This window comes from Actinomadura latina NBRC 106108 (assembly GCF_001552195.1).
Taxonomy (GTDB): domain Bacteria; phylum Actinomycetota; class Actinomycetes; order Streptosporangiales; family Streptosporangiaceae; genus Spirillospora; species Spirillospora latina.
In genome coordinates this window covers 28,542-47,472 of record NZ_BCQS01000039.1, presented here as the reverse complement: position 1 = coordinate 47,472, position 18,931 = coordinate 28,542, and the positions used below count along the sequence as shown (strand labels likewise).

The 18,931-nt window shown below is 72.4% G+C and carries 20 protein-coding genes; 11 read left to right on the top strand and 9 right to left on the bottom strand.

What is annotated here, in order from left to right; translation table 11 throughout:
* From AL2_RS32970 to AL2_RS32960, 3 genes are read left to right on the top strand one after another with little or no spacing between them, the layout of a single operon-like run.
* Positions 1-1,017 (top strand): ABC transporter substrate-binding protein, encoded by a 1,017-nt coding sequence (locus AL2_RS32970; protein WP_083947144.1) that lies wholly within the window; start codon positions 1-3, stop codon positions 1,015-1,017.
* Positions 1,017-2,312, top strand: a complete 1,296-nt coding sequence (locus AL2_RS32965) for a lysine N(6)-hydroxylase/L-ornithine N(5)-oxygenase family protein (protein WP_067640669.1) — start codon at positions 1,017-1,019, stop codon at positions 2,310-2,312. The genes AL2_RS32970 and AL2_RS32965 overlap by 1 nt, the downstream gene beginning before the upstream one ends.
* Positions 2,309-2,506 (top strand): MbtH family protein, encoded by a 198-nt coding sequence (locus AL2_RS32960; RefSeq protein WP_067640668.1) that lies wholly within the window; start codon positions 2,309-2,311, stop codon positions 2,504-2,506. The genes AL2_RS32965 and AL2_RS32960 overlap by 4 nt, the downstream gene beginning before the upstream one ends.
* 76 nt (positions 2,507-2,582) lie before the next feature.
* Here AL2_RS32960 and AL2_RS32955 read toward each other — a convergent pair whose 3' ends face one another.
* The 3 genes from AL2_RS32955 to AL2_RS32945 form a co-directional block, all read right to left on the bottom strand.
* On the bottom strand, positions 2,583-3,446 hold the full coding sequence (locus AL2_RS32955; protein ID WP_067640667.1) for a CE1 family esterase: 864 nt from the start codon (positions 3,444-3,446) through the stop codon (positions 2,583-2,585).
* Positions 3,447-3,545: 99 nt separating this feature from the next.
* Positions 3,546-4,487: an RNA-guided endonuclease InsQ/TnpB family protein gene (locus AL2_RS32950; protein WP_312032882.1), complete on the bottom strand. Its 942-nt coding sequence runs from the start codon at positions 4,485-4,487 to the stop codon at positions 3,546-3,548.
* Between the two features lie 108 nt (positions 4,488-4,595).
* Complete coding sequence (locus tag AL2_RS32945; protein WP_067640665.1) at positions 4,596-6,278, bottom strand: MFS transporter; 1,683 nt, start codon at positions 6,276-6,278, stop codon at positions 4,596-4,598.
* Positions 6,279-6,568: 290 nt separating this feature from the next.
* Here AL2_RS32945 and AL2_RS32940 point away from each other — a divergent pair, with 290 nt between their 5' ends.
* From AL2_RS32940 to AL2_RS32930, 3 genes are all read left to right on the top strand, one after another.
* The gene (locus tag AL2_RS32940; RefSeq protein WP_067640662.1) at positions 6,569-7,591 is read left to right on the top strand and encodes a phosphotransferase family protein; all 1,023 of its coding nucleotides are present in this window, start codon (positions 6,569-6,571) and stop codon (positions 7,589-7,591) included.
* A gap of 329 nt (positions 7,592-7,920) precedes the next feature.
* Positions 7,921-8,373: a MaoC family dehydratase gene (locus tag AL2_RS32935; protein ID WP_067640660.1), complete on the top strand. Its 453-nt coding sequence runs from the start codon at positions 7,921-7,923 to the stop codon at positions 8,371-8,373.
* 112 nt (positions 8,374-8,485) lie between these two features.
* Complete coding sequence (locus AL2_RS32930; protein WP_210748120.1) at positions 8,486-10,132, top strand: long-chain fatty acid--CoA ligase; 1,647 nt, start codon at positions 8,486-8,488, stop codon at positions 10,130-10,132.
* Between the two features lie 14 nt (positions 10,133-10,146).
* On the opposite strand, the gene AL2_RS32925 is transcribed toward AL2_RS32930, so the two are convergent.
* Positions 10,147-10,752, bottom strand: coding sequence for a TetR/AcrR family transcriptional regulator (locus AL2_RS32925; RefSeq protein WP_067640655.1), 606 nt, complete (start codon positions 10,750-10,752; stop codon positions 10,147-10,149).
* A 231-nt stretch (positions 10,753-10,983) separates the two neighbouring features.
* Here AL2_RS32925 and AL2_RS39915 point away from each other — a divergent pair, with 231 nt between their 5' ends.
* From AL2_RS39915 to AL2_RS32900, 5 genes are read left to right on the top strand one after another with little or no spacing between them, the layout of a single operon-like run.
* A complete protein-coding gene (locus tag AL2_RS39915) occupies positions 10,984-11,763 on the top strand; it encodes an ABC transporter ATP-binding protein (protein ID WP_067640652.1) in 780 nt (259 codons plus the stop codon).
* Positions 11,756-12,463 (top strand): ABC transporter ATP-binding protein, encoded by a 708-nt coding sequence (locus AL2_RS32915; protein ID WP_067640649.1) that lies wholly within the window; start codon positions 11,756-11,758, stop codon positions 12,461-12,463. The genes AL2_RS39915 and AL2_RS32915 overlap by 8 nt, the downstream gene beginning before the upstream one ends.
* Entirely contained in the window at positions 12,463-13,341 is an 879-nt protein-coding gene (locus tag AL2_RS32910; protein WP_067640647.1) for a branched-chain amino acid ABC transporter permease, read from the top strand. Before AL2_RS32915 ends, AL2_RS32910 begins: the two co-directional genes overlap by 1 nt.
* Before the next feature lie 4 nt (positions 13,342-13,345).
* Positions 13,346-14,530 (top strand): branched-chain amino acid ABC transporter permease, encoded by a 1,185-nt coding sequence (locus AL2_RS32905; RefSeq protein ID WP_067640643.1) that lies wholly within the window; start codon positions 13,346-13,348, stop codon positions 14,528-14,530.
* Positions 14,451-15,764, top strand: coding sequence for an ABC transporter substrate-binding protein (locus AL2_RS32900; RefSeq protein WP_157438519.1), 1,314 nt, complete (start codon positions 14,451-14,453; stop codon positions 15,762-15,764). Before AL2_RS32905 ends, AL2_RS32900 begins: the two co-directional genes overlap by 80 nt.
* Positions 15,765-15,851: 87 nt before the next feature.
* On the opposite strand, the gene AL2_RS32895 is transcribed toward AL2_RS32900, so the two are convergent.
* The 5 genes from AL2_RS32895 to AL2_RS32875 all read right to left on the bottom strand — a co-directional run bounded on the left by AL2_RS32895 (position 15,852) and on the right by AL2_RS32875 (position 18,911).
* Positions 15,852-16,613 (bottom strand): DeoR/GlpR family DNA-binding transcription regulator, encoded by a 762-nt coding sequence (locus AL2_RS32895; protein ID WP_067640639.1) that lies wholly within the window; start codon positions 16,611-16,613, stop codon positions 15,852-15,854.
* Between the two features lie 164 nt (positions 16,614-16,777).
* Positions 16,778-17,062: an HPr family phosphocarrier protein gene (locus tag AL2_RS32890; protein WP_067640637.1), complete on the bottom strand. Its 285-nt coding sequence runs from the start codon at positions 17,060-17,062 to the stop codon at positions 16,778-16,780.
* 25 nt (positions 17,063-17,087) lie between these two features.
* Positions 17,088-18,128, bottom strand: coding sequence for a zinc-dependent dehydrogenase (locus AL2_RS32885; RefSeq protein WP_067640632.1), 1,041 nt, complete (start codon positions 18,126-18,128; stop codon positions 17,088-17,090).
* Positions 18,125-18,628 (bottom strand): PTS mannitol transporter subunit IIA, encoded by a 504-nt coding sequence (locus AL2_RS32880; protein ID WP_067640630.1) that lies wholly within the window; start codon positions 18,626-18,628, stop codon positions 18,125-18,127. Before AL2_RS32880 ends, AL2_RS32885 begins: the two co-directional genes overlap by 4 nt.
* Positions 18,612-18,911, bottom strand: a complete 300-nt coding sequence (locus AL2_RS32875; protein ID WP_245667097.1) for a PTS lactose transporter subunit IIB — start codon at positions 18,909-18,911, stop codon at positions 18,612-18,614. Before AL2_RS32875 ends, AL2_RS32880 begins: the two co-directional genes overlap by 17 nt.
* Positions 18,912-18,931 lie beyond the last annotated feature (20 nt).

Sequence of the window (18,931 nt, the reverse complement as noted above, 5' to 3'; positions counted from 1 at the left end):
ATGCGCACCATGATGCGGCGCCTCGCCGTGACCGCCGCGCTCGTCCTGAGCGTCGGCACGGTCGCGGCGTGCGGCGGCGACGACGAGCCCGCCGGCGCATCCGGCGGCACGGCCGCCGGGGCGTTCCCGGTCACGATCACCCACAAGCTCGGCACCGCGAAGATCGAGTCCGCGCCGGAGCGCATCGTCGCGCTCGGCGAGGTCGACCAGGACACCCTCCTCGCGCTCGGCATCACGCCGGTCGGCATGGCCGAGCTGACCGGGGTCCAGCCCGACGGGCTGGCCCCCTGGACCGCGCCGAAGCTGACCGGTGCGAAGCCCAGGCTGCTCAAGGCCGGCGAGGCCGGGTTCAACCTGGAGGAGATCGCGGCGCTGCGCCCCGACCTGATCCTCGCGGGCGGCGACTTCTTCATCGACAAGGAGTACGACAAGCTCGCCAAGCTGGCGCCGACGGTCGCCTACGAGACCGGCCCGGCCGAGGACTCCTGGCAGAAGATCGCGATCCAGACCGCCAAGGCCGTCGGCAGGGAGGCCGACGGACGCCGGATCGTCGCCGAGGCCGATGCCCAGATCTCCGGAGTGCAGACCAAGTACCCGCAGCTGAAGGGCAAGGGCTTCGCGTTCACCAGCGTCTTCCCCAACGGCAACATCGGCGTGATGAAGTCCAAGGACGACACGAGCGTGAAGCTGCTGGAGCAGTTCGGCATGGTGCTGCCGGAGCGGCTCGCGAAGCTCCCCGGTGACGGGTTCGCCGCGGAACTGAGCATGGAGAAGGTCGGCGTGCTGGACGTCGACGTCCTGCTCAGCCACTACAACGACGACCCGGCCACGCAGAAGAAGATCGAGGGCTACAAGCTGTTCGCCGACCTCGCCGTCGTCGAGCGCGGCTCGTACGTGCCGCTCGACCTGAAGTCGTTCTGGCCGCTGCGCACCCCCACCCCGCTCGCCGTCCCGTACGTCATCGGCAACGTCGTCCCGAAGATCGCCGAAGCCGCGGGCAAGGCGAAGTCCGCCTGATGCCGGAGGAGCGCATGGAGCCCCGCGTCCACGACGTCATCGGGATCGGCTTCGGGCCGTCCAACCTCGCGCTCGCCGTCGCGCTCGACGAGCTGCGCGAGCAGGACGGCGGCGGCGTGGACGCGGTGTTCTTCGAGAAGCAGCCGGAGTTCGGGTGGCACCGGGGAATGCTGATCGACGGCGCCACCATGCAGGTCCACTTCCTCAAGGACCTGGTGTCGCTGCGCAACCCCGCCAGCCGGTTCTCGTTCCTCGCCTACCTGCACGCCCGCGGCCGGCTGGTCGACTTCGTCAACCACAAGACGATGTTCCCGACGCGGGTGGAGTTCCACGACTACCTGGCATGGACGGCGGACGCGTTCGCCGACCGCGTCCGCTACGGGGCGGAGGTCGTCGCGCTCCGCCCCAGCGACGACGAGACCCTCGAAGTCGTGGTGCGCCGGGACGACCGGCTGGAGACGCACCTCGCCCGCGACGTCGTCATCGGCGTGGGCCTCGAACCGTCCCTGCCCGAGGGCGTCCAGGCGGGCGAGCGCATCTGGCACACCGAGGACCTGCTCACCCGGCTCGACGAGCGCGCGGGCTGGAACCCGCGCCGGCTCGTCGTCGTCGGCGCGGGGCAGAGCGCCGCCGAGGCCGTCGAGTACCTGCACCGCACGTTCCCGGAGACCGAGGTCTGCGCGGTCTTCGCCCGGTACGGGTACTCGCCCGCCGACGACAGCTCGTTCGCCAACCGCATCTTCGACCCGGCGGCCGTCGACCACTACTACGCGGCCCCCGACGACGTGAAGCGGATGCTGTTCGAGTACTCGCGCAACACCAACTACTCCGTGGTGGACCTCGACCTCATCGACGAGCTGTACCGGCGCGCCTACGCCGAGAAGGTCGCGGGCGCGGAGCGGCTCCGCATCCTCAACGCCTCCCGCCTGCTGGACGTCCGGGACGGCGCCGGGGGAGTGCGGGTCACGGTCGGCTTCCTGCCCACCGGCGAGGCCGCCGACCTGGACGCCGACGCCCTCGTCTACGCCACCGGCTACCGCGAGCGCGACCCGTTCGACCTGCTCGGCGAGGCGGGCGGCGACTGCCTCGCCGGACCGGACGGGCGCCCCGCCATGGAGCGCGACTACCGCATCGCCACTCGCCCCGGCCGCTCGTGGGGCGTCTACCTGCAGGGCGCGACCGAGCACAGCCACGGGATCGCCTCGTCGCTGCTGTCCATGACCGCCGTCCGCACCGGGGAGATCGTCCGGTCCATCGCCGGACGCTCCGCCCGCATCGTTCAGGAGGCCCGATGACCAATCCGTTCGACGACGCGGACGCGGAGTTCCGAGTCCTCGTCAACGCCGAGGGGCAGCACTCGCTGTGGCCGGCGTTCGCCGACGTCCCCGCCGGATGGACGACGGTCTTCGGGCCCGAGCCGCGGTCCGACTGCATCGGCTACGTCACGGCCAACTGGAAGGACATCCGGCCGCGGAGCCTCTCCGGCTGACCCCGCCGGCCGGCCCGTCCGGCCGCCGCGGGCCCGGGGCGGGCGGCGTCCCCCGCGCCGCCCGCCCTCCGGTTCGTCAGCCCGCCGGCAGGGACGGCCGCGCGGCGAAGAACCGGCCGATCATCGCGCTGGCGTAGGACGGCCACTCGTGCCCGCCGCCCTGCTCGGTGCACAGCGCGACGAGGAGCGTCCCCGGCCCGGTGCCGACGCAGCCCTCCGGGCCGCCCGGGACCGGCCACGACAGCGCGCCGAGCCCGTCCACCCAGCGCCAGAACTCCATGACGACCTGGACGGCGATGAACGGGAAATGGACGTCCGCGTCCATGTTCCCGCCGCCGGTGTAGGGGACGGACGGGTCGAGCGTCCCGTGGAACGCCAGCACCGACACCGGTTTCGACGGCGTGCAGCCGATGGCGAGCGCGCCCGACACCACGGCGATCCCGGCGAGCCGCTCCGCGCGCTGGCACGCGTACCGGTAGGCCATGCCGCCGCCGTTGGAGAAGCCGGTCATGAACACCCGGCGCGGGTCGGCGACGCCCTGCGCCACCAGCGTGTCGATCAGCGTGTCGAGGAAGGCCATGTCGTCGATGCCGGCCCAGCGGGCGAACGAGCAGCAGGCCCCGGCGTTCCACGTGCCGAGGAACCCCTCCGGGTAGACGACGGCGTAGCCCTGCTCGTCGGCGACGCCGTCGAGCCCGCTCTGCCTGCGGACGTACTCGGGGTCGTTCAGGCCGCCGTGCAGGGCCACGATCAGCGGCAGCGGCTTCCCGGCCGGGGAGCCGGGCGGGATGTGCAGGAGGTAGGGGCGGTCCCAGCCGCCCATCGCGATGGTGTGCTTCGTCGTTCCTGGGGCGTCCTCGGACGCCCCGGCGGGCAGGGGGTGGGCGACGAGCGCGGCGAGCAGCGCCACGATCGTCGCCGCCCGCGCGGCGATCTTCATAGCGCTGTTTCTAACGCCCGCCGCACCCTCCCGGCTATGCATTCGCGAGCGGAAAAGATCGGCGGCTTTTGGCGGCCGGGTGCGTAGCGGGTGAACGTTCTACGAGCCGGACCCGGAGCCGGCCTCCGCGGCCTCGGTCACCTCGGGGTCCGGCTCGCCCCGGCCGGCGTGCGCGTCGGCCTCGGCCTGCCTGCGCTCCGCGTTCGCGAGGTCACGTGCCCGGTGGCCAGGATCGCGATGCCGGCGACGATCACGCCCGCGCCGATGGCGAACGGGACGTGGATGTTCGTGTGCTCGACGAGCCGTCCCGCCGCGTGCCGTGGACAGCCGGTGGTGGAACTCGCGCCGCGCGTCGGCGACCCGCGCATGCGCACGGGCGGCCTTGGTGCGGGCCTTGTCGCGATTGCTCGAGCCCTTCTGCTTGCGGCACAGGGCTTGCTGCGCCTTACGCAGCTTCTTCTCGGCGCGGCGCAGGAAACGCGGCGAAGCGATCTTGCGGCCGTCCGATAGCACGGCGAAGTGCTCCAGCCCCAGATCGACCCCCGTTTCGGTGCCGGGCTCTGGGAGCGGTTCGTCGCTGCTCTCGACGACGAAGGAGGCGAAGAACCTCCCAGCGGCGTCCTTGACCACGGTCACCGTCGAGGGGATTGCCGGCAGCCGCCGCGACCAGCGCACCTTCACCTCGCCGACCTTGGGCAGCGCGAGCTTGCCGCCCGGCGTGATCGACGAGCGGGCGTTGGCGGTGAACCGGACCGACTGGCGGTTGTCCTTGCGGGACTTGAACCGCGGCGCCCCCACCTTCGGGCGCCTGCCGGCCAGGCCTTCAAAGAACGCCCGGTAGGCCGCCTCCAGATCCCGCAGCGACTGCTGCAGCACCACCGACGACACCTCACCCAGCCAGCAGCGCTCCGGCGTCTTCTTCGCCGCCGTCATCGCCGCCGACAGCGCGGCCGCCGTCGGGAACGGCAGCCCGGCCTCGCGGGCGTCCCGGCGGTGGGGTAGAGCTGGAAGGAATACCGAAGCTGCACATGACCACCCTATTACCGTCCGGAGGCGGATGTGTGCACAACGTGAAGAATGCTTGGGGCGCGGCGAGCCCCCGGCTGGGGGGAGGGCCCGGCCGGGGGCTCGTGATCCGAGATGGTCCGATCAGTCCTTGTTGAGCGCCGCCATCTCCTTCTCGATCGCGCGCTGGTGCGCCTCGGCGTCCTCACGGGCCCGCTTGGGGCTCCAGCGTCCCGTCATGATGAAGATGAACGGCAGGAAGAGGATCTGGCCGCCCAGGCAGACGTACCACCACGTCCGCCACTGGCCGGGGCCCTCCTCCGACGCCTTCTGCACCTCGGCGCCGTGCTCCTTCAGGACCGCCAGCTGCGGCTGCGCCTTCTGCACGGTCGCGAGGCCGGGCAGGCCGACCTCCTTCGCGGCGCGGGCCTGCAGCTCCGGCGGGGCCTGGCCGGAGGGGTACTTGCCCAGCTCGGCGAACAGCTGCGGATGCTGGTTCACGACGGCCAGCGCGGGGGCCGCCTCCTTCGAGGCGACCTGCACCTCGTGCCCGTGCTCCACGAGGGGCGTCACCGACGTCACCACCAGCGGGACGAAGGCCGCCGAACCGGCCACGACGAGCCGCAGGATCCATCCCCATACGGCCAGCCCGGTCGCGGTGGCGGCCGGGTTGTGCTTCTCGACGGTCTCGGTGAAGCCGGCCATCCACGGCGCGTACGCCAGGCCGCCGAAGACGCCGATGGCGATGAAGAGCCACGCGAAGGTGTAGTAGCCGGTGTCGGGGTGGACGGCCAGCTGCGCGAAGTACGCGGTGGCCGCGACGGAGCCGACGCCGCCGACGACCATCAGCGGCTTGCGGACGCCGAGCCGGTCCGACAGCAGCCCCGCCACGACGAGCGCGATCGCGTTCGCCGCCCAGTACCAGTTGGCGAGGCCGTTGGTGCGCTGCTCGCTGTAGCCGAAGGTGGCGGAGAAGTAGATGACGAAGTTGCCGACGGCCGCGTAGTAGAGCAGCAGGTAGACGCTGATCGCGAAGGCGGAGCCGACGACGTCCAGCCGCATCATCTGCCGCCAGTGGCCGGACAGCTGCTTGTCGGGGTCGATGCCCTTGGCGCGCGCCTCGATCAGCGCGCGGTCGCGCATGCTGACCATGATCTGGTCGCGCAGCGCCGGGGACAGCTCCCGCAGCCCGAACAGCGCGATGACGAACACGACGAGGGCCGTGTAGCCGGAGTAGCGCAGCTCGTCCTGCCAGCCGGCGGTGTCGAGCGTCGCGCTGGTCACGGTCGTGACGACGAGGCTGCCGAGCACCGGGCCCATCGTCCAGAAGCCCATCGCGGTGGCGCGGCCGAGCTGCGGCGAGAAGTCGCGGATCAGCGCCGGGGTCGCGACGAGGACGATGCCCTCGATGAAGCTGAGCGCCGCGAACAGCACGAGGAACGTGTGCTTGCCCGGCGAGTGCGGCAGCGCCAGCACCAGCAGGCCGGCGATCAGCAGGCCGTACACGACGAGGTTCGCGCGGCCCCAGCGGTCGGCGAGCCCGGCGAGCAGCGACGCGAACGCGCCGATCGCGTTGCCGATCACCGACAGCAGGATGAAGTAGGCGAACGTCATCGAGTAGTGCGACATGATCGACGTCGCGACGGCGTACTGGATGTAGAGCAGGTAGTACAGGACGATCGTGGTGACGACGACGATCGCGAGATAGCCGTAGCGGCGCCCCGACTCGGGGTAGTGCGGGAGGTCGCGGCGCCACAGCCGGGCGGCGAGGCCCGGTGCGGCGGCGCCCTCGGCGGCGCCGGCGTCGGTGGACGAGGAAACGGACATGCAGGGACTCCTCCGGGCGCTGTTCTCCCCCGAGAACCGGTCCTGACCAGAGCGGCGAAATGCGCCTCCGCCGCCGGTCGTGCGGTCACGTTAGACCCGCGAAGCATGAATGGCAATAACTTTCTGCCATTGAAACCGACCAGTCGGTATGGTCTCATCTACGTGCGGATACCCGCCCGGGGGCGGCGTGGGCCGGGACATCGGCATGCGCGCTCACCAGTGCGTCCACCCCGGCATCCTGCGCCATACCGACCGGACGGTACAAGGCTTTGGACGGCTGAGGAGACACAGTGCGGGCATTCGAGGAGAGCGACGTCCCGGGGCTGGCGCTGGACCGGTTCGCGGAGTTCTTCCGGCGGGTCCGCCCGGAGGCCGCCGGCCCGCTGCGCGCGCGGCTCGTCGACGGCGGGCGGTCCAACCTCACCTACGAGGTGACCGACGGGCGCGGCTCCTGGATCGTCCGGCGGCCGCCGCTCGGCCACGTGCTCGCGACCGCCCACGACATGGCGCGCGAGTACCGGGTGATGACGGCGCTGGCCGGCACCGCGGTGCCCGTCCCGGAGACGTACGCGCTGTGCGAGGACCCGGACGTGATCGGCGCGCCGTTCTACGTCATGGAGATGGTCGAGGGCACGCCGTACCGGAGCGCCGCCGAGCTGGCGCCCCTCGGCCCGGCCCGCGTGGCGCGGATCGCCGACCGGATGATCGACACGCTCGTCGACCTGCACGGCGTCGACCCGGCGGAGGTGGGCCTGGCCGGCTTCGGCCGTCCCGACGGATTCCTCGCCCGCCAGGTGCGCCGCTGGAAGAAGCAGCTGGACGCCTCCCGCAGCCGCGATCTCCCGGCCGCCGACGAACTGCACGCGCTCCTGGAGGCGAACCTGCCGGCCGGGTCGGCGCCCGCGATCGTGCACGGCGACTACCGGCTCGACAACCTCCTCGTCGACTCGCGCGGCCGCATCGCCGCCGTCCTCGACTGGGAGATGGCGACGCTCGGCGACCCGCTGACGGACCTGGCGCTGCTCCTGGTGTACATGGGGCACGGCGCCCCGGCCCCCGGCGCGCGCGACGCCGCGAGCGCGCCCGGCTTCCCGGCGCCGGACGAGGTGGTGGCCCGCTACGCCGGGCGCAGCGGCCGGGACCTGTCGTCGATCGGCTTCTACGTCGCGCTGGCCTGCTTCAAGCTCGCCGTGATCTCCGAGGGCATCCACTACCGGTACATCCACGGCCAGACCGTGGGGAGGGGGTTCGACTCGGTCGGCGCGGCCGTCGAGCCGCTGCTGCGGTCGGGTCTGGCCGCCCTGGACGGCTGAGGGCGCTGGTCCATGGAAACCGCCGCAACGCATCGCCGCTGGTAGACCACCGTACCGCTATCGTGTGTGACACATCACGGGCTGTGCGCGCTGTGCATGGTGGAGCCGGATCGCGGCGGTGCCGGCGGGCGCGGAGGGGAGCCCGCGCGTCACCCGCCCCGCGCCGGCGACCTGCCGGCGGGCTGGACGGTTCCGCGGTGCCGGGGCGGACGCCGCGGAACCGTCCCGTCCGCCGGCCTCTTCGCCTCCACCGTTGCATACCAACCGGTCGGTATGTTGTCATCGAGGCGCGCGCCCGGCGGGCGGGCGCCCGGACGGAGGTCACTCCCATGCGGACGTTCAGCGGCGTGGACGACTACGAGAAGGCCGTCGGAACCCACCTCGGCCACAGCGGGTGGCACACGATCACGCAGGAGCAGGTGAACCTGTTCGCGGACGCGACCGGCGACCACCAGTGGATCCACGTCGACCCGGAACGCGCCGCCGGCGGGCCGTTCGGCGGGACGATCGCGCACGGCTACCTCACGCTCTCGCTGATCCCGATGCTCGCCGCCGAGATCTACCGCGTCGAGGGCCTGCGGATGGGCGTGAACTACGGCGCGAACAAGGTCCGCTTCCCGGCGCCGGTCCCGGTCGGCTCCCGGGTCCGCGCGGGCGCCGAGCTGCTGTCACTGGACCGCGGCTCCGCGGGCGCCCGCGCCACGGTCCGCGTCACGATCGAATGCGAGGGCGGAGGCAAGCCCGTCTGCGTCGCAGAAACCCTCTCCGTCCTCGTCGGCTGATTGACGGCGCCAGGCCACGGAAATTATGGTGAACCGACCGGTCGGTATGTGCTGTGTCCGCACGCTTCCCGACCCCATTCCCCCGCCGTCGCGCGTCTTTCGGAGAATTGCCATGATCCCCAGCACGATGCAGGACTTCCCGCTGTCGGTCGCCGCGATCCTGCGGCACGGGGCGCGCGTCTACGGCGGCAGCGAGTGCGTGACCTGGACGGGCGGCGGCCCGCCCCGGCGGGCGGCGTTCGCGGAGATCGCCCGCAACGCCGAGCGGCTGGCGTCCGCGCTGGCCAGGCTGGGCGTCCGCCGCGGCGACCGGGTCGCGACCTTCTGCTGGAACAACCAGGAGCACCTGGAGGCGTACTTCGCGGTGCCGGCCATGGGCGCGGTGCTGCACACGCTGAACATCCGGCTGTTCCCCGAGCAGCTCTCGCACATCGTCAACCACGCAGACGACCAGATCATCATCGTGGACGACAGCCTCATCCCGCTGCTGGCGCGGGTCGTGCGGGAACTTCCCGCCGTCGAGGCGTACGTGGTGGTCGGCGACGGCGACGCCGCACCGCTGGAGGAGAACGGCAACGGCGCGCCCGTCCTGCGGTACCACGAGCTGCTCGCCGCCGAGGAGCCCGGCTACGCGTGGCCGGACGTGGACGAACGCTCCGCCGCGTCCATGTGCTACACCAGCGGCACCACGGGCGACCCCAAGGGCGTCGTGTACTCGCACCGCTCCACGTTCCTGCACGCGATGGCGGTGCAGTCGGCCTCCATGGTGGGCATCACCGAGGCCGACCGCGTCCTGACCATCGTCCCGATGTTCCACGTCAACGCGTGGGGCCTGCCCTACGGCGCGTTCCTCTCCGGCGCGACGCTGCACATGCCCGGCCCGTTCATGCAGCCGGAGCACCTGGTCGCGTTCATCGCCGGGGAGAAGAGCACCCTGGCCTCCGCCGTCCCCACCATCTGGAACGGGATCCTGGCCTACGGCGAGCAGCACGAGATCGACCTGTCGTCCCTGCGCTCCGGCACGTCCGGCGGCGCCGCCGCGCCGCGCGTCCTGCTGGAGCGGTTCGAGCAGCGCTACGGCCTGCGCATCATCCAGGGCTGGGGCATGACCGAGACCAGCCCGCTCGGCGGCATGGCGTTCCCGCCGCCCGGCGTGGAACCCGGCACCGACGAGGACATGGACTGGCGCCTCAAGTCCGGCCGCGTCGCCGCGGGCGTCGAGATGCGCATCGTGGACGACTCCGGCGCCGAACTGCCGTGGGACGGCGAGGCCGTCGGCGAGATCGAGGTCCGCGGCCCCTGGATCACCGGCTCCTACCACCGCGACCCGGCGCCGCAGAAGTTCGACGGCGGCTGGCTCCGCACCGGCGACATCGGCACCATCGACGAGCGCGGCTTCTTCCAGATCACCGACCGCGCGAAGGACGTCATCAAGTCGGGCGGCGAATGGATCTCCTCCGTCGAACTGGAGAACCACCTGATGGCCCACCCGGCCGTCGCCGAGGCCGCCGTCATCGGCATCCCGGACCCGCGCTGGGACGAGCGGCCGCTCGCCTGCGTCGTCCTGCGCCCGGAGGCCGCCGCCACGTCCGCGGAACTGGCGTCCTTCCTGGCCGGCAAGGTGGCCCGCTGGCAGGTGCCCGAGTACTGGACCTTCATGGACGAGATCCCCAAGACCACCGTCGGCAAGTTCGACAAGAAGCCCCTGCGCGCCCACCACAAGAACGCGGCGCTCAAGGTCGAGCACATCGAACGCTGACGGCCCCTGGGGGACTACGCGTCCTTCAGGCCGTTGAGGAAGAGGTCCACGTAGTGGCTGCTGATCGCCTCGGTCTTCAGGGTGCCGCCGGGGCGGTACCAGACTCCGATCTGGTGGACGGTGCCGAAGAAGAAGTGGACGGCGATGTCGGCGGGCGTGGCGGTGCGGAAGGCGCCCTCGCGCTGGCCCTCCTCGACGAGGGCGCGGAAGCGCTCGTGGTAGCGGCGCCGCTCGGCCCGGACGGCCTCGCGGCGGTCGCGGGGCAGCAGGTGCGTGGAGCGGAAGAAGACCGTGAAGTCGTCCAGGTAGAGGAACGAGGTGTTGAGGACGTCGACGGCGGCGGCGTGCAGGCGGTCCTCGGCGGTGCCGGGGCCGCTCGCGATCTGCTCCAGGCGCGACATCTGCAGGCCGAGGAGCCGGTGGTAGATCTCGTAGAGGAGATCGTCCTTGGAGCCGAAGTAGTGGTACATGGCTCCCTTGGTGACGCCGGCGGCGTTCACGATCTCCTGCACCGAGGTGTTCTCGAAGCCCTTCTCGGCGAACAGGCGGGTCGCCACGGCCAGCAGCCGGTCGGGCAGTGGCAGGTTGCCGGGCAGTCGGCCTGCGGGCGCCTGCGTCATGACTCCACCTCCGTTCCGGGAATGCCCCGGGGTCGCGGGCCGTCCCGGCGGCGGCCGCCCGTAGATCGCCGACAGCCTACCGGCGGTGCGGGGCGCGGCTGTGCGGAGACCTGGGCTTCGGCTGTTGACCGGGGGTGCCCGATGATTCTATCTTCATGGAATCCGACCAGTCGGTATGTGTATTTCGGCCTCGGTGGATTCACGATGATTCATCGGGGGAGGTGAGGCGATATGTCCGGCTCCTCTGGGATCCTGGAACTACGAGAGGTGACCGTCCGCTTCGCCGGGCTGGTCGCACTGGACGGCGTGTCGCTGTCCGCGCCGCAGGGCCGGGTCACCGGCGTGATCGGCCCGAACGGCGCCGGCAAGACCACCCTGTTCAACGTCGTGTGCGGATTCGTCCGGCCGGAGTCGGGCGAGGTGCGGTGGCGGGGCGGGGCGCTCGGCCGGCATCGGCCGCACGACCTGACCCGGCTCGGCATCGCCCGCACGCTGCAGGGGCTCGGGCTCTTCCCGGGCCTGACGGTCCTGGAGAACGTGATGGTCGGGGCCGACAGGCGGGCGCGGGCCGGATTCTGGTCCGGGCTGTTCGCGCTGCCGCGCGCCGACCGCGACGAGGCCGCGCTGCGGGAGCGGGCGATGGCCCGGCTCGCGGAGCTGGGCGTGGCGGGGGAGGCCGGGCGGCTGCCCGGCCAGCTGCCCTACGGCGTGCAGAAGCGGGTCGCGCTGGCGCGGGCGCTGGTCGCCGAGCCGGAGCTGCTGCTGCTGGACGAGCCGGCGGCCGGGCTGTCGGCGGCGGAGATGGACGAGCTGGCGGAGCTGATCCGCGGGCTGCGCGGCGGGCCGGCGGTCGTGCTCGTCGAGCACCACATGGATCTCGTGATGAACGTCTGCGACCGGGTCGTCGTGCTGGACTTCGGCAAGGTCATCGCCGACGGCGCGCCCGCGGACGTGCGCGACGACCCCGCCGTCCTGGACGCCTACCTGGGCGAGGAGGTCGCCGGTGCTTGAGGTGAAGGACCTCACGGTCCACTACGGGGCGGTCCGCGCGCTCGGCGGCGTGGACCTCTCGGTGGACGAGGGCTCCGTGACCGCCGTGCTGGGGGCGAACGGGGCCGGGAAGACCACGCTGCTGCGCACGATCTCCGGCCTGCTGCGGCCCAGGGCGGGACGCGTCGAGCTGGACGGGAAGGACATCACCCGGTCGCCGGTCGAGGACATCGTCCGGCTCGGGGTCGCGCACGTCCCGCAGAGCGGCGGCGTCATCGTCGAGCTGACCGTCGAGGACAACCTGCGGCTCGGCGGCCTGTGGCGGCGCGACCGGGCCGCCCTGACGCGGCGGATCGCCGAGATGTACGAGCTGTTCCCGGCGCTCGCCGAGCGCCGGGCGAAGACCGCGGCGACGCTGTCCGGCGGCGAGCGGCAGATGCTCGCGCTGGCCCGCGCGCTCACCGGCGCGCCGCGGCTGCTGCTGGTGGACGAGCCGTCCCTCGGCCTGGCGCCGCGCGTGGTCGCGCAGCTCATGGCCGTGCTGCGGCGGCTGTGCGACGAGGACGGCCGCACCGTGCTGCTCGTCGAGCAGAACGCCCGCAGCGCGCTGTCGGTCGCCGACCGCGCGGTCGTGCTCGACCTCGGCTCGGTCGTGGCGGCGGAGGCCGCCGCGACCATCGCCGCCGACGACCGCCTCCGCCACGCCTACCTGGGGTTCTGATGGTCCGCTTCATCAATCTCACGCTCGCCGGCATCACCTCCGGCGTGGTGTTCGCGGCGGTCGCGCTCGCGCTGGTGCTGATCTGGCGGGCCACCCGGATCGTGAACTTCGCGCAGGGCGGGATGCTGATGTTCACGACGTTCCTGGCGTGGAGCGTCATCGACGGCGGCGGCTCCTACTGGCTGGCGCTCGGCGTCGCGCTGGTGTCCGGGCTGGTGCTCGGCGCCGTCATCGAGCGGGTGGTGGTGCGGCCGGTGGAGAACAAGCCGCCGCTGAACGCCGTCATCGTGACGCTGGGGCTGTACGTGCTGCTGCAGGCCGGGGCGGGGATGATCTGGGGCGACACGCCGCACTCCTACCCGCCCGCCTTCACCATCAAGGGCCTGTCGGTGGCCGGGACGCGGCTGCTGCTGTCGCCGTTCGACCTGTTCGTCATCGGCGCGGTCGCGGGAGTCATGGTGCTGCTGACGCTGCTGTTCGTCCGCACCGACCTCGGGCTGCGGCTGCGGGCGTCCGCGTTCGCCCCCGAGATCGCCCGGCTGCAGGGCGTCCGCGTCGGCCGGATGCTGACGCTCGGCTGGGCGCTCGCGGCGCTCGTCGGGTCGCTCGCCGGGGTGCTGATCGCCCCGTCGGTGTTCGTGGGGCCCGCCCAGTTCGACGTGATGCTCGTCTTCGGGTTCACCGCGGCGGTGATCGGCGGGCTGGACAGCCCGGCCGGGGCCGTCATCGGCGGGCTGCTGCTCGGCTGCGCGCTCAGCTACGTGTCCGGCTACGTCAGCTCGGACCTGGTCACCTTCGGGGCGCTCGCCGCGCTCATCACCGTCCTGATGGTCAGACCCAACGGCCTGTTCGCGGTGAGCACCGGAAGGCGGGTGTAGCGCGGTGGACACCGTCCTGAACGTCCTGCGCCGCTCCACGCTGACGCGGCACACCGCGGGCGCCCTGGCGGCGATCGCCGCGCTGTACTTCCTGACGACGGCGGTCGGCCCCTACCGGGACCTGCAGATCGCGCAGGTCGCCTACCTCACCTGCGCGGTGGCGGGCCTGACCGTGCTGACCGGCCTCGGCGGGCAGATCTCCCTCGGGCACGGCGCGTTCATGGCGGTCGGCGCCTACACCGCCGCGCTCGTCATCGGGCACTGGGGCTGGCCGCTCGCCGCCGTCCTCGCCGCGGCGGCCGGCGTCACCGCGGTCGCGGGCGTGCTGGTCGGCGCGGTCGCCGCCCGGCTGCACGGCCCCTACCTCGCCGGCGCCACCCTCGCGTTCGCGGTCGGGCTGCCCGGCCTCGCCAACTACGAGCCGCTCACCGACCTGCTCGGCGGGCAGAACGGGCTGACGCTCGTCCCGCCGATCCCGCCCGAGTCGCTCGGCGCCACGTTCCCGCTGGAGCGCTGGCAGGCGTGGATCGCCTGCCTCGGCGCCGTCATCACGCTCTTCCTGCTCGCCAACCTGACCCGCGGCCGGTTCGGCCGGACGCTGCGGGCCAGCCGCGACGACGAGATCGCCGCCGCGCTCAGCGGGGTCCGCGTCGCCCGGCTGCGGATCGCCGCGACCGTCGTGTCGGCGGCCTGCGCCGGCCTCGGCGGCGGGCTGCTCGCCGTCGTCGCGACGCTCGCCGCGCCGGGCGCGTTCCCGCTCACGCTCTCCCTCCAGCTGATCGCCGCGATCATCATCGGCGGCCTCGGCAGCCTGACCGGGGCCGTGTGGGGGTCGCTGATCCTCGTCTACGTGCCGACGTGGGCGTCGGACCTGTCGTCCTCGTCCGGCCTGTCGCACAACATCGCCTCGAACCTGCCCCTCGCCGTCTACGGCCTCGTCCTCATCGTGGTGACGCTGGCCTTCCCGCGCGGTCTCCAGGGAGGACTGCGCGACATCGGCGGCGCCGTCCGGCGCCGCGTGCTCATGAGGCGCGACCAGGCTCCCGGGCCGCGCGGTTCCGCATCGACAGCCACATCGGGGCCAACCACCACGCACTCAGGAGGAGCAGATGAAGAGAATGCGGACAAGGGCGCTCGCCGTGATGACCGCGGCGACGCTGGCGGTCGCGGCGAGCGGCTGCGGAGGTGACGGCGGGGACGGCGGGGACTCCGGCGCGCCCGGCGTCACCGCCACCACCGTCACCATCGGCAGCCACCAGCCGCTGACCGGCCCGGCGGCGCCCGGCTACAGCGCCAACTCGGCCGCGTCGAAGGCGTTCTTCGACTACGTCAACGCCAACGGCGGCATCAACGGGCGCAAGATCGTCTACAAGTACGTGGACGACGCCTACAACCCGACCCAGACCGTCAGCGTCACGCAGAAGCTCGTCCTCCAGGACAAGGTCTTCGCGATGTTCAACGGGCTGGGCACCCCCACCCACTCCAAGGTCGTCGACTACCTGAACGCCCAGCGCGTCCCCGACCTGTTCGTCGCGTCCGGATGCGGCTGCTGGGACCAGCCGAAGGAGCACCCGCAGACGTTCGGCTGGCAGGTCGACTACATCCGCGAGGGCAAGATCCTCGGCGACTACATCAAGAAGACGTTCGCCGGGAAGAAGGTCGCCTACTTCTTCCAGAACGACGACTTCGGGCAGGACGGGGTGAAGGGCCTCGACATGTACATCCCGAAGGCCGACGTGGTGTCCCGGCAGTCCTACCAGCCGGGCAGCACCGACATCGGCGCGCAGGCCCAGGCGATCGCCCAGTCCAAGGCGGACGTCGTCGTGCTGTTCAGCATCCCCACCTACACCGCGCTGTTCCGGCTCGCCGCGCTGAAGCTGAACTACAAGCCGACGTTCGCCGTCAGCAACGTCGGGTCCGACCCGATCACCCTCACCGGGCTGCTGGAGAGCTTCGCCAAGAAGGGCGGCAGCGAGGTCAAGGGCAACCCGCTCATCCAGGGCATGATCACCAACGGCTACCTGTCGTCGCCGGGCGACACCGCCAACAGCTGGACCCAGCTGTTCAAGAAGGTCCACGACCAGTACATCCCGAAGCTGCCGTTCAACGGCAACATCGTCTACGGGATGTCGGTCGCCTACACCTTCGTCCAGGCGCTGCAGGCGGCGGGGAAGAACCCGACCCGCAAGAGCCTCGTCGAGGCGCTGGAGAAGTCGCACTTCACCGGGCCGGGCGTCGTCCCGTTCGGCTTCAGCGCCGACTCGCACGCCGGCTACACCGGCACGCAGATCGGCAAGATCGACGGCGAGAACATCGTGCCCGAGGGGCAGCCGATGACGACCGACGACGGTGACGGGCCGATCCAGCCCTACACGAACCCGCAACCGCAGGCGCCCGCCAACGGCATTCCCGCCGCCGGCTGACGGGTACCGCCGCCGTCCCGCGCGACCGCCCCAGCGGCGCGGGACGGCGGCCCCCGCCGCCTCGCCCGGACGCCCGCGCCCGCGTTCTCAGGCCCGGACGATCTCCGGGCCGGCGGCGGCGAGGTCGGCGGCGAGGTCGGTGTCCAGCCCGGTGTCGGTGATCACCACGTCGACATCGGACAGATCGCCGAAGCGCACCAGATGGTCGTGCCCGATCTTGGTGCGGTCGGCGAGCAGCACCCGCCGCCGCGACGAGGCGATCATCGCCCGCTTCACCGCCGCCTCCGCCTGGTCGGACGTGGTCAGCCCGCGCTCCACCGAGCAGCCGTTGGTCGCCATGAACGCCACGTCCACCCACAGGTCGGCCAGCGGGCGCAGCACCCACTCGTCCACGGTGGCGAGCGTCCGGCCGCGCACCCGGCCGCCCAGGATGATCACGGTCAGGTTGGGGCGGGTCGCGAGCACCGACGCGTGCGGCGGCGAGTTCACGATCACCGTCAGCTCGCGGTCGGTGGGCAGCAGCTGGACGAACCGGGCCGTGGTCGTGCCCGCGTCCACGATGATCGACCCGTCGGCGGGCAGTTCCGCCAGCGCGGCCTTGGCGATGCGCTGCTTCTCCTCGGTCATCACCGCGTCCCGCGCCGCCAGCTCCGGCTCGAACCCGAGCCGCTCGACCGGCATCGCGCCGCCGTGCACCCGCCGGACCGTCCCGGCCCGCTCCAGGACGGTCAGGTCCCGGCGGATCGTCTCGGTCGTGACCGAGAACTCCTCGGCCAGCGCGACCACGTCCACCCGGCCCTTCGAGCGCGCCAGCGCAAGGATCGCCTGCTGTCGTTCCTCGGCGTACATGACCGTCCCACCCGTCCCGCGTCGGCTCCGTCCGCGTCCATTGTCGCGGGCCCGGGCGGTCTCCCGCGCCCCGGCCGGACCATCGGCGGCGGAGGCTCGGGCGGCGGCCCCATCGCCTCCACCGGGCCGGCCGCCGCCCCCGGGCTCACCCCGGGACCGTCGGTTCACGCATGGTCGGGCTCCTCGGCGTCCAGGTCGCGGGCCAGGAGACCGGCCAGCTCGTCCAGGGCCTCGGCGGCGCCGTCCCCGTCGGCGGACAGCGTCACCTCCGTCCCCCGCGCGGCCGCGAGCGACAGCACGCCGAGGATGCTGCTCGCCGGGACGGGGGCGCGGTCCCCGGCCCGGATGGACACTTTGACGGGCTGCCGCGCGGCGATCTGCACGAAGATCTTCGCGGGCCTGGCGTGCAGGCCCTGCGCGGAGCCGATGATGACGCTGCGTTCGGGCACGGCTGCCTCCTTGGGGGTTGCGCGGTCAGGGCTCGATCGTGACCTTGATGGCCGCGCCCCGGGTGACGAGGTCCAGGGCGTCGTGCAGGGCGTCCAGCGGAAGCCGGTGGGTGATGAGGTCCTCGACGGGGACCTGCCCGGAGCCGATCAGCTCCAGCGCACGCGCGTTGTGGGCGGGGCTGGACCCGTTCGCGCCGACCAGCGACAGCTCCCGGTAGTGGACGCGGTTCGCGTCGACGGAGATCACGGGGTCGTCCTTCGGCAGGCCGCCGAACAGGCTGACCCGCCCGCCCGGCGCCATCAGGCGCTGCGCCTGCTCCTGCGCGGCGGCCGACGCGGCCGCGGTGATCGCGACGTCGGCGCCGCGCCCGCCGGTGCGGGCGAGGACCTCCTCGACCACGTCGGTGGCGCTCGCGTCGATCGCGGCGTCCGGCTTGACGAGCGCGGCGGCCCGGTGCAGCCGCTCGGCGTTGACCTCGACGAGGAACACGCGGGCGGCGCCGCGGGCGCGCGCGACCCGCACGTGCAGGCAGCCGACCGGGCCGGAGCCGAACACCACGACGTCGTCGCCCTCGCCGACCCGCGCCAGTTCCTGGCCGTTGAGGACGCAGGCGAGCGGCTCGGCCACCGACGCCTCGGCGAACGACACGCCGTCCGGGACGCGGTTCACCCCGTCCACCGCCAGCACCTTCGCCGGGACGATCATGTACTCGGCGAACGCGCCGTCGTAGTGGTACCCCATCGACTCCTGCGCGGTGCAGACCGTCATCCGGCCGCGGCTGCATTCGGAGCACGTCCCGTCCGGGATCGCCGCGATGACCTGGACGCGGTCGCCCGCCGCCCAGCCCTCGGCGCCGTCGCCGGCCCCGGCGACCTCGCCGGCGATCTCGTGGCCCATCACCCGCGGCGGGACGATGTGGTGGTGCCCGAAGCGGGAGATCTTCACATCCGTCCCGCAGGTCGAGCAGTTCCGGACGCGGATCTTCAGCTCGCCTGGGCCGGGCTCCGGCTCCGGCGCGTCCTCCAGGCGGATGTCGCCGGGTGCGTAGAAACGGGCGACCTTCATACGGCGTGTCCCTGTCCTGTCGGTTGCTGTGCGGTCGGTTGCTGTTCTCCGGTCTGCGGGTCGAGCAGCGCGAGGACCTCCTCGGGGCCGGTGGCCTCGCGCAGCGCGCGGGCCCGGTCCGGGTCCAGGAGGATCTCGGCGAGCTCGGCGAGGATCTCCATGTGCCCGCCGCCGCGCGCCGCGATCGCGATGCACACGACGACCTCGTCGCCGTTCCAGTCCGTCCCCTCGGGGAACCGGACGACGGCGAGGGCGTCCCGGCGGATGAGGTCGCGGCCCTCGTTCGTGCCGTGCGGGATCGCCACGCCCTCGCCGAGGTAGGTGGAGACCGAGCGCTCCCGCTCCAGCATCGCGTCGATGTAGCCGGGCTCGACGGCGCCGGTGTCCACCAGCACCTGCCCGCAGAGCCGGACGGCGTGGTCGCGGCCCGCGGCGCGGGCGTCCAGCCGGATCGCCTCCGGCGCGAGCAGGTCGGCGGCCCGGTCAGGCACCGACCTCACCGCCGTCCTTGATCGCCTTGACCAGGCGGTCCACGGCGGGGTCGCCGATGTAGACCTCGAAGGTGATCACCGGGGTGTCCCCGGCGCCGCGCCGGGCCCGCTCGGCGAGCCCGGTGTGGGTGACGACCACGTCGGCGTCGGCGGGGATCGAGTCGACGGGCGTGTGCTCGACCGTCACGTCGCTCTTCTTCAGCTTCCTGCGCAGCTGGCCGGCGAGCATGACGCTGCTGCCCATGCCGGCGTCGCAGGCGATCACGAGCTTGCGGATGTCCTTGCCGTTCATCGTGGGTGTGCCCTCCATCG